At 41.6% G+C, this 9,574-nt stretch carries 11 protein-coding genes; 7 read left to right on the top strand and 4 right to left on the bottom strand.

Features of this window, described 5'->3' with window-relative positions:
• The 6 genes from QZT69_RS03080 to QZT69_RS03055 form a co-directional block, all read left to right on the top strand.
• On the top strand, positions 1 to 289 hold a 289-nt coding region (locus QZT69_RS03080), incomplete at its 5' end, for a hypothetical protein (protein WP_294670409.1).
• Between the two features lie 19 nt (positions 290 to 308).
• The gene (locus QZT69_RS03075) at positions 309 to 812 is read left to right on the top strand and encodes a GNAT family N-acetyltransferase (RefSeq protein WP_294670407.1); all 504 of its coding nucleotides are present in this window, start codon (positions 309 to 311) and stop codon (positions 810 to 812) included.
• 5 nt (positions 813 to 817) lie between these two features.
• On the top strand, positions 818 to 1,207 hold the full coding sequence (locus QZT69_RS03070) for a DUF1801 domain-containing protein (RefSeq protein WP_294670406.1): 390 nt from the start codon (positions 818 to 820) through the stop codon (positions 1,205 to 1,207).
• 5 nt (positions 1,208 to 1,212) lie between these two features.
• On the top strand, positions 1,213 to 1,830 hold the full coding sequence (locus QZT69_RS03065) for a hypothetical protein (protein ID WP_294670404.1): 618 nt from the start codon (positions 1,213 to 1,215) through the stop codon (positions 1,828 to 1,830).
• A 278-nt stretch (positions 1,831 to 2,108) separates the two neighbouring features.
• The gene (locus QZT69_RS03060) at positions 2,109 to 2,672 is read left to right on the top strand and encodes a LemA family protein (protein ID WP_294670402.1); all 564 of its coding nucleotides are present in this window, start codon (positions 2,109 to 2,111) and stop codon (positions 2,670 to 2,672) included.
• Between the two features lie 9 nt (positions 2,673 to 2,681).
• Positions 2,682 to 3,602, top strand: coding sequence for a M48 family metallopeptidase (locus QZT69_RS03055; protein WP_294670400.1), 921 nt, complete (start codon positions 2,682 to 2,684; stop codon positions 3,600 to 3,602).
• 18 nt (positions 3,603 to 3,620) lie between these two features.
• Here QZT69_RS03055 and arfB read toward each other — a convergent pair whose 3' ends face one another.
• The 4 genes from arfB to bshC all read right to left on the bottom strand — a co-directional run bounded on the left by arfB (position 3,621) and on the right by bshC (position 8,842).
• Positions 3,621 to 4,025, bottom strand: coding sequence for an alternative ribosome rescue aminoacyl-tRNA hydrolase ArfB (gene arfB, locus QZT69_RS03050; protein WP_294670399.1), 405 nt, complete (start codon positions 4,023 to 4,025; stop codon positions 3,621 to 3,623).
• A gap of 14 nt (positions 4,026 to 4,039) precedes the next feature.
• Positions 4,040 to 6,637 carry a TonB-dependent receptor gene (locus QZT69_RS03045; protein WP_294670397.1) on the bottom strand — a complete coding sequence of 866 codons (2,598 nt, stop codon included), beginning with the start codon at positions 6,635 to 6,637 and terminating at the stop codon, positions 4,040 to 4,042.
• Positions 6,638 to 6,803: 166 nt separating this feature from the next.
• Positions 6,804 to 7,217 (bottom strand): hypothetical protein, encoded by a 414-nt coding sequence (locus QZT69_RS03040; protein WP_294670395.1) that lies wholly within the window; start codon positions 7,215 to 7,217, stop codon positions 6,804 to 6,806.
• Between the two features lie 41 nt (positions 7,218 to 7,258).
• Positions 7,259 to 8,842, bottom strand: a complete 1,584-nt coding sequence (gene bshC, locus QZT69_RS03035) for a bacillithiol biosynthesis cysteine-adding enzyme BshC (protein ID WP_294670393.1) — start codon at positions 8,840 to 8,842, stop codon at positions 7,259 to 7,261.
• A 256-nt stretch (positions 8,843 to 9,098) separates the two neighbouring features.
• On the opposite strand from bshC, the gene QZT69_RS03030 reads away from it, so the two are divergent.
• Positions 9,099 to 9,551, top strand: a complete 453-nt coding sequence (locus tag QZT69_RS03030; protein ID WP_294670391.1) for a peptidylprolyl isomerase — start codon at positions 9,099 to 9,101, stop codon at positions 9,549 to 9,551.
• Positions 9,552 to 9,574: the final 23 nt, after the last annotated feature.

The raw sequence follows: 9,574 nt of genomic DNA, 5'->3' as shown, positions 1-9,574 counted from the left end.
AATGATTGATGAATTATCTGAAATAGAATTCAAAAAATCTCTTGATCGATTTGTGTTTCTGAAAACAAATGAAGATTTAAAAAAAGAAAAAATCTTTTCTGATGGGGGAAATTTCTACGTTTATGAACTTGTCCAAGATGATTTTCAAACAATTAAGGTTCAATTTCGCGCACTTGGTTTGATTACCAAAAGTAATAAATCAAGAAGTATCAAAGATAATGGAACCTATTGGTCATTAACACCATATGGGGATGAAATTATGACGAGACTAAGAGCAATTCAAATTTAAAGACTGCAACAAAACACACATGACTAAAATCCTCGAAACTCCCCGTCTCCTGCTCCGTGAAATGACTCCGGACGATGCTGAAAATGCATATATCCTGAATTCAGACCCGGAAGTAATGCGGTACACCGGCGACGATCCTTTTAAAAGCGTGGAAGAAGCCCGTGAGTTCCTGGCGAACTACGAATCTTACAAAAAATACGGATTCGGGCGCTGGGCAGTAATCCTGAAAGAAACCGGGGAATATTTGGGCTGGTGCGGCTTGAAATACACTCCGGAACTCGATGAATTCGACATCGGTTACCGCTTTATGAAAAAGTTTTGGGGTTACGGTTATGCTACGGAAGCTGCTGAAGCCTGTTTACAGCTGGGATTTAATCAATTCGGAATGAACACGATTGTGGGACGAGCCATGCCGGAAAATGGTGCTTCTATTCGCGTTCTTGAAAAAATTGGCTTAACTTACCTGGAGAACAGAATAACGGACGGAACAGACGAAGTCATTTATGTCAAAAGCAAATCATAAAACCCATGACAGATCCAAAAGTTAGCCAATACATTTCCATATTAGAACCGGTTGACCAGGAATTCGTAACCTATGTGCGGGCTTTTATGCATCACATTGATCCTGAAATCAGAGAGCACATCAAATGGAACTCCCTGGCTTTCTATTATTCGGGCGAAATGAAAGCATTTGATGCCAAAGAATACAAACGCGATCTATTGGTTGTGAATTTACACCGGGGAAAATTCTTGCTGGTCTTCCCCACCGGAAGTAAAATCGACGATTCGGTTTTAAAAGGAAAAAACTATCCGGACGGCAGAAAAATTCTCACCCTCAATTCGCTAAACGAGTTAAAAAAAATAGAATCGGATATAAAAGCCGGAATCGTAAACTGGTTAGAACAAATTGAAAAATAGAAGGTATGTACAAAACGAACTATTCACTTTTAATGTTTTTGGCAGGAATATCCATAACACTCACTTCCTGCGGCGAATCCACCCGCGAAGAGGCTGTAAAATCGGTGGAAACAGAACCGAAAACAGAAGCACAGAAGGAGTCGGAAGAATTGACCGAAAAATCGGAATACCTGATTGAAAACAAAGTATTTCATGCCTTTTCAGATCCTGCCGGGAAAGACGAATTCCGTATCGTGGTTGCCGGAGAAAGTCTGCTGAAAGGAAAAGTCCTTTTCACGATCACCAATCCGGAAGGAAAAAACCTGTTGAAAGAAGAATTCGACGCAAACTTCCTGCTGGGATACGACTTCACCGGGAATATCAACTCCAAAAAAGACACCGATGCTTTTATCACCAAACGAATTAAGGAATTCTTCTCCGAGGATAAATTCAGTAGTCCGGCTTTAAAAGACGAAGAGCTTTATGAAGATCAAAGCTATTACATCGACAAAGAAACCTGGGAGGAAGTAAAAGCGAACAAGCAATCGATCGGGTTCTTTTACCTGCTGGGATCGGAAGATGGCAGACATGTGGCCTATTCAAAGAAAAAAGGCAGAGCGGTGATGTATTACAATTGCTGCTAATAACAAAATAGTTCAAAGGTTCAAAATGCTTACGCTGAAGCTCTTGCCTTTGTGTAGCCACTGTGCCTTCGCTGAAGCTACAGCATAAGCGTTTCGGCAGAGCAAGGTTAGCATAGGCGCAGGGCTCAAATTGAATACTTATACTATTTGAACTTGTTTGAATAGTTCGTTCAACACTAAAATCGCCCGTTCGAAACGTCTTTTTAGTTAAGAATTCCTAATCCCGCATACGAACAAAAATTAGTACTATATTCGCTTAACATTTTAAACTTAAAAACATGATCGCTGGACTAATTATTGGAGGTGTTGTATTGATTCTAATCATCTGGTTAATTTCTATCAACAACCGACTTGTTTCATTGAAAAACAACCGCGAAAGCGCTTTTGCGGACATTGATGTGCAATTGAAGCAGCGTTACGACTTAATTCCACAATTATTGGGAGCTGTTAAAGGCTACATGAACCACGAAAGTGAAGTATTGACACGCGTTACCGAAGCTCGCGCCGGGTATCTTCGTGCAGGAACTATTGCAGAAAAGATCGAAGCAGAAAATAAAATGACTTCTGCCATGAACGGATTTAACATTCAGTTGGAAGCTTACCCGGATTTGAAAGCAAACACAAACTTCATGCATTTGCAGCAGGAAATCGGTGATATGGAAAACAAACTGGCAGCAGTTCGTCGTTTCTTCAATTCTTCCACAAAAGAATACAACAACGGTATCGAACAGTTTCCAAGCAATATCATTGCTAAATCAAAAGGATACAAAACAGAACCAATGTTTGATTTGGGAGTTGATCAACGCCAAACTTTGGACAAAGCACCGGAAGTTAAATTCTAATCACACTGAATGGCAGCTTATATCGGTCTTCACGAACAAATTCGAAGCAATAATTTAAAGTCGGCTTTAATATTGGCTGGATTCCCGCTACTGATTTTAGCGGGAGTCTATGCTTTTTTCTTCTTCATGATGGGAGGAAAAGACCACATGGACCAGGTAAATCAACGCTTTATCGTAACGATCCCTTTTGTAATCGCTGGTGTTTTGATCTGGTTCCTGATAGCATACTTCTTCAACGCTTCGATGATACAGATGGCTTCCGGCTCACGATCGTTGGAACGTAAAGAAAACATGCGCGTTTATAACCTGACGGAAAACCTGTGCATGTCTGTCGGAATGAAAATGCCGCAATTGTATGTGATCGATTCCCCGGCCTTAAATGCTTTTGCAAGCGGGATCAATGAAAAAAGCTATGCCGTTACCTTAACCACAGGTATTATCGAACATTTGAATGATGAGGAACTGGAAGGTGTAATCGCCCATGAATTAACTCACATTCGAAATAAAGACGTTCGCCTACTGATCGTTTCCATCATTTTTGTCGGGATTCTCTCTTTTGCAGTTGACATGCTTCTTCGCAATTTACTTTGGGGCGGCGGCAGAAGAGATAAGGATGACAACAAAGGCGTTCTGATCGCATTGGTTATTTCCGCTGTGGCTTTACTGCTTTCCGTATTGTTCAAGTTCGCTTTATCCCGCAGACGTGAATACCTGGCGGATGCCGGTGCTGTCCAGATGACTCGTAATTCGCATGCCATGGCTTCTGCCCTGCGCAAAATCTCCGGACATTCGGAAGTTTCCAATGTGAAAAGCGAAGACGTGAAACAAATGTTTATCGAACACAAAGCTTTAGACGGAGCAGGATTTGCAGGTTTATTCGCAACCCACCCTCCTATCGAAAAACGCATTGCGGTATTGGAGCAGATGTGATGCTATCACATCCAATTCTTATTCTACTTTTCCTCTCAGCTTCTTAATTTCAGCCTTTTTCTTTTTGACTAAAAGACGACGCTCTTTAACTCCCTTCGGAACTTTGGTTTGCTTTCTCTTTTTCACGACTTTAAAAGCGGATTCAAGCAGCTCATCCAGTTTTTCCAAAACCAGTTGCTTATTTCCCAATTGAGTTCGATGTGTTTGTGAAATAATTTGAAGCACCCCATCTTTCGTTATTTTATGCGAAAGCTTATTGAGCAGGATTTCTCGCTGTTCATCTGTTATGAGGGTAGAAGCCTGAATATTCCAGTTTAATTCAACCTTGGAAGAAACCTTGTTGACATTTTGACCACCTTTCCCCCCGCTTCTGCTGGTCCTGAAAGAAATCTCGGAAAGAACCTGATGTGCCGATAATCCCATAATGTTGAAATGAGCTAGATCCTGACTATCAGCTTCACATTAAACCTCCGCTGCGTCAGATAATTCGGTATCGAATAATACTTCCCGGAAACATCCTGAACCCACTGCTTGGAAAGCACATTATTCACTCCCAGCAGGTTAAACACTTCAAAAGAAATGATGGCACTTTCCATTTTCTTCAGGAAATTGCGTGTCTTCCCGGGTTTGCGGTACAAAATATCATAAGACATTCCCATATCCACCCGGAAGTAAGATTTCATCGTCAAGGTATCCTTGTAACGCGAATGATCCGGCGGACCGTAAGGCAAACGCGATCCGTAAGTAATTCCTACCTGGCAGGTCAATTGCTTTAACCCCGGCATGTGATCCTGGAACAAAACTCCAACCGTTACGTGCTGATCCGTAGGTCTGCGGATATATCCCGGATCCACCCGATTAGAATCTACAGCAACCTGGTCTTCGCTGAATCCATAAATGATCTTCTCACCGGCAGCGTTGTAATAATCGTAGTAATAATCACCTTTAATATCTTCCTTGGTAGAAAGGAATCCGAGTTTGAAAAAGGACATCAGACCGGGAACAAATTCACCGTTCAGGTTCAAATCCAAACCGGTTGCATAGGCCACGGCTTCATTATTGGCAAAATAACGTGTACGTACGTTATCCACTTCGTAAGGGTTTACGTCCCACAAATACTTGTAATAAGCTTCTGCTGAGAATTTAAATGGCGACTCCCGCTTCATCATAAAAAAGCTGTAATCCATTCCCAGTACAAAATGTGCGGATTTTTGCGATTTTACGTTTTGGTTCAACTGTCCGGTAAAGGTTCTGAATTCCCTGTAAAAAGGAGGCTGGTAATACAACCCTGATGAAAAGCGGTAGCGTACACCTCTTCGGATGAATTTCCCGTTTTGGTAAACATACTTCACAGGGAAATAGGTCAAAGTCAAACGCGGAGTAATAAATCCATCGCTGTTAAATGTCGTATAAGTTCCTCGTAAACCGTAATCAAGACTTAATCCCGAGCGAGATTCAGCCATCGTATCCCGGATTATTTTCTCGTGAAGCGTTCCTGTTGAATCCTTGTAAGTCAATTTCTTTTGGACCGGTATATTCTTGCGGGGCTTTTTCCACTCCCAATGATCCTGGATGTACCCATTGTAGCGTTGGTTCTCCAACTGAAGTTTTCCCTTAATTACTTCATAAAGGTCCACTTCTTCTGTTGGCTGGTCAACTTGCGAATAACCTGCCGAATCCACGTATTTCCATTCACTCAGTACATCATCGAAATGATCGATCTGGATTCCCGCTCCTACTTTCAATTCGTGTTTGGTATTTTCATTCTTCGGCTTAAAGATCACCGATCCGTCGTGGTAAACACTAAAAATATCTGCTTTTAGCTGATTGCGGGCGTGGTTTAGGAAACCTCCGACTCCCAAAACGGCAATCGAATCACCGAATTCCTCTTTGGAGGGGTCCATCTCGAGCTCATTGATGTAATATTCTCCCAAAATATCAAAGGTTTCGCGCTCATCACTTCTGAAATAGGTAAAAAAGGTTCGTCCCTCATATTTTTTGGAGGAATAATTCAGGGAAGTCCCAACTGTAGAAGTCAGGAATTTGGTTCGTTCCTGCCCGTCGAAGTAAATATTGAAAGAGTATGCCTGGTTTGCAGTTCCAAAGTCGGTTTGACTCGTTTGCGGCGCGAATTGGTAAAGGTTGGAAGAAATGTGCCCGAGTATCGTCCACGACCAGTGTTCATTCATCGTGTAATCGGTAACTAATTGGGCATCCCAGAACACCGGATTGTAATTTCCTTTTGTTGGCAGGGAATTCAATAAATAGCCGTTAGCCCTGTAACGTGCACCGAATAAATATTGAAAGCGGTCGTGCTTTCCGATTTTATCTTCCACATGAGCTTCCACACCAAGTAAAGAAGCCATTCCTGAAATACGAAGTGAATCCGCTTTCCGGTAATGAATGTCCAAAACTGAGCTCAGTTTATCTCCGTACATGGATTGAAAACCTCCGGAAGAGAAATAGATATCATTGACCAAAGCTGTATTGATAAAGCTCAATCCTTCCTGCTGACCGGAGCGGGTAAGAAATGGCCTGTTGATCAAAAATCCATTGACATACACTAAATTCTCATCGTAATTTCCCCCGCGGACATTGTAATTGGAAGTCAGTTCGTTGTTGGAGTTTACCCCGGCCTGTGTCAACACCAATAAACTCGTCACACCATTCGCCATGGGTAATTTTTGCAGGTCAATCGGCGGAATTCTATCCAGACCATTCACTTCTTCCTTGGTCGTTTTAATCACCACCCCGTCAATAATCCCGAAATCGAAAACAATAGGATCAAGAATAAATGAGCTTACTTCAGGAATCTGGACGTTTTTCCGGTACTCATTTTCACTGTCGAAGACAGCAATCATCCCATACTTTCCAGGAGCAAGCGGTATCTCAAAATGCCCGCTTTTATCCGTGGTGGTTGAAATCGTATCTGCTTCACTCAGGAAGAAAAGCTTCACGTTAGCCAATCCGTTTTTACGGTTATCCAGTACATTTCCGTTTACCTGAACTTGAGACCAAAGAGCGGTCAGAGGCATAAAAACAAGAAGAAATACTAGAAATTGGTTTCGCATGTTCGCTTAAACGTTGAAATGCCGAAATTAGTGTAAAGTTTTTTATTTCCTTCCTGAATCAACCGTTTTTTGTCTCCCGCTGATTTCGCAGATAACGCTGATCATAATGTTATGCTTGATTGAGATTAAATTATTCTTCTTCTCTATAAATAGAAATAAACGTACCCAGAATCACAAAACAAGAACCGAAAACAGAAAGATTCCTCCCTATTTGAGAACTTCTGCCACAAGGAGTAGCGCCGAAGGTTGGTGGATCCCATGTTAAAAGCAAACATACTATAAGCATCGATGAAAAAGTATACAACAATGCTTTATTTACAATATCCCGGTAGAAATACCCCGAAACAAATAAAGCAATCGTGAATAAAAACTGCAACCAAAACACTCCGGAAGTATAACTCAAAACCAAAACCTCAATTGTTCCTGATTCTTCAGAGTTCCATTCACAAGTAACATAATACGGTAAGAAAACCGATATGATAAGCATCAAAAGCCCTCCCGCAACAGAACCAATTCTTAAATACTTGATCTGAGTATAAATCATATACTAAAAATAACAAAACATCTGCGCTCCTCTGCGGGAGCCTATTTTGTCAGGTCAACTACAATCAAATCTGCTTCGAAAGGATCAATCTCTGCATGTATATGTTTCAACAACTCGTTATAAGCTCCGCTCGGTGCGAATTGCAGCCAATGGAAATATCTTTCCTGCAGGGAATTCTCCGGAATGACACGTTCTGAAATAAAATCAATAGCCTGAAGAGTTTGTTCATGACGCTGTTTCAGCTGTTTCACCAGGCGTTGCTCAAAGGATTCCAATTGCTTTTTCATCCGAACTGCTTCCGCTTCTGCAAAAGATTCCAAAGTAGCCTCAATGGTTTTAGCTTTCTCGATCATCGTTGTGCGTAAAGCATTGAATTCAGCATACAGAACGGAAAGATCCAGGTCATCACCTTCATTTTCCTTCAGGAACAATTTCTTTAGATCATCCTTGTGTTCAAAAAAACGTTCTTCCGGCCAGTTCAACTTATCCATCCGCTTTTTCAAAGCACCATCAATCAACTGCAGGGAAACACGTTGCTGAATCAATGGAAATAAAGTCTGATGCACATCGAAAACACCTTTCAATTGGATCCAGTAAGCCATCTCACCACCTCCGCCAACATAAACCAAATTCGGTAAAATGGTTTCCTGGTAAACCGGGCGCAAAATCACATTCGGCGAAAAGTTTTCCGGCTCCTCCTGAACCAATTGACCGAGTTCTTCTTTGCTGTAAACTTTTCCGTCAATGGCAAGTCCATTTGCTGTTGGTTCTATGCGCAAGCGCTCACCTGCTTTCAGGTAAAACAAATTACAATCCCGGGAATGTGCCTGTGGTTTATATCCGGCGGATTCAACCAATTTATTCGTACTTAAAACTGCCTGATTTGCCTGATTATCTGAAATTTCCCTTAAAATAACCGGAACAAATTTACGTTTCAATTCGCGGTCATCAGGCTGAAGCACCAAAACTCCGAATTCAGCGAACAGTTTACTGATAAATTCCTGCTGGTAAGAAGCATAATCCCCTTTTTCTGAAATTGCCAGTAATTCATTGATCTCGGTTTCCTTGCCCTCAAAAAATGCACTGAAGAGAGCTTTCACTTCGTTGAAATCGTCCATATTAAATCGCCCCACCGGTCCTGTCTGCTCCGATTCCCAGGTCAATTTCTGATTGAATAAATGAGCCGATCTCACTTCATCGAAATCGTGATCTTCGGAAGCCATCCAAAACACCGGAACAGCTTTACTACCGCTTTGGCTCTTATTGAACTCTTCCGACAGACGCACAACATGCAGCACTTTATAGATCAGGTAAAGTGGTCCTGCAAAAAGCGTCAGCTGATGCCCGGTCGTAATGGTAAACGTATTTTCGTTTGCCAGTAATTCCAGGTTTTCCATTTGGCTTTTCGATACGTAAGAACCGATTTGCTGCTTCCAGACGGAGACCAGATTTTTCCGTGTTTCGGAAGAATAAACTTCCTTCTTTTTTTGTGCCTGCACCTGTAAATCTTCCATAGAATGAAGCGGTGCTGTTAGAAATTTCCCGAATGTTGATTGATTCCCAAAAGCCTGGGAAAATGATGAAAATTGTTTGATTTTATCTCGAGCGATAGTTGTATGATTCATGAGGCAAATGTACAATTCATTTTCACTTGTAGCAGTTACCATGGAAGGCAAACTGTTAAAAACCTTAAAAGAATTGCGAGTTGCCAATCGCCAATCACGAATTAAGATTCCAAGAATAAGTTAAGTTAAACGCGAATCATTTCCGATCAAAATAAAAGGTTTTAAATGGTGAGCATGCGAACATGCCAGAACTCCCATTCGGAATTCGTAATTGGGAATTCGTAATTATAAATTATTTTTGCAAAAAATAATTTATATGGAAGCTATTATTCGTACCGAAAAGGGAGATATGCGTGTTACCTTCTACCAGGAAGATGCACCGAATACAGTTGCTAACTTTGTGAAGCTGGCTAAAGAAGGATTCTACGACGGATTAACATTCCACCGCGTATTGCCTGATTTCGTAATTCAGGGAGGATGTCCGAACTCACGTGAAGGAGCAACAGGAATGCCTGGAACAGGTGGACCGGGTTACAAAATTGATTGTGAATTAACGGGAGGAAACCAATTCCACGACCGCGGGGTACTTTCAATGGCTCACGCCGGAAGAAACACCGGAGGATCTCAATTCTTCATTTGTCACAGCAGAAACAATACGGCTCATTTGGACCGCAATCATACCTGTTTCGGAAAAGTAACCGAGGGAGTAGACATCGTTGACGATATCAGACAAGGTGACCGCATTATTGCGATTGAAATTCAGGACTAAAAAACAGAATAAAAAAATAGGGG

This window comes from uncultured Fluviicola sp. (genome assembly GCF_902168135.1).
Classification (GTDB): Bacteria; Bacteroidota; Bacteroidia; order Flavobacteriales_D; family Crocinitomicaceae; genus Fluviicola.
This window is presented reverse-complemented; position numbering and strand designations above follow the sequence as displayed.

Coding starts and splice junctions, on each gene's coding strand:
- QZT69_RS03075 (WP_294670407.1), top strand. CDS start 309: ATGACTAAAATCCTCGAAACTCCCCGTCTCCTGCTCCGTGAAATGACT.
- QZT69_RS03070 (WP_294670406.1), top strand. CDS start 818: ATGACAGATCCAAAAGTTAGCCAATACATTTCCATATTAGAACCGGTT.
- QZT69_RS03065 (WP_294670404.1), top strand. CDS start 1,213: ATGTACAAAACGAACTATTCACTTTTAATGTTTTTGGCAGGAATATCC.
- QZT69_RS03060 (WP_294670402.1), top strand. CDS start 2,109: ATGATCGCTGGACTAATTATTGGAGGTGTTGTATTGATTCTAATCATC.
- QZT69_RS03055 (WP_294670400.1), top strand. CDS start 2,682: ATGGCAGCTTATATCGGTCTTCACGAACAAATTCGAAGCAATAATTTA.
- arfB (WP_294670399.1), bottom strand. CDS start 4,025: ATGGGATTATCGGCACATCAGGTTCTTTCCGAGATTTCTTTCAGGACC.
- QZT69_RS03045 (WP_294670397.1), bottom strand. CDS start 6,637: ATGCCTCTGACCGCTCTTTGGTCTCAAGTTCAGGTAAACGGAAATGTA.
- QZT69_RS03040 (WP_294670395.1), bottom strand. CDS start 7,217: ATGATTTATACTCAGATCAAGTATTTAAGAATTGGTTCTGTTGCGGGA.
- bshC (WP_294670393.1), bottom strand. CDS start 8,842: ATGAATCATACAACTATCGCTCGAGATAAAATCAAACAATTTTCATCA.
- QZT69_RS03030 (WP_294670391.1), top strand. CDS start 9,099: ATGGAAGCTATTATTCGTACCGAAAAGGGAGATATGCGTGTTACCTTC.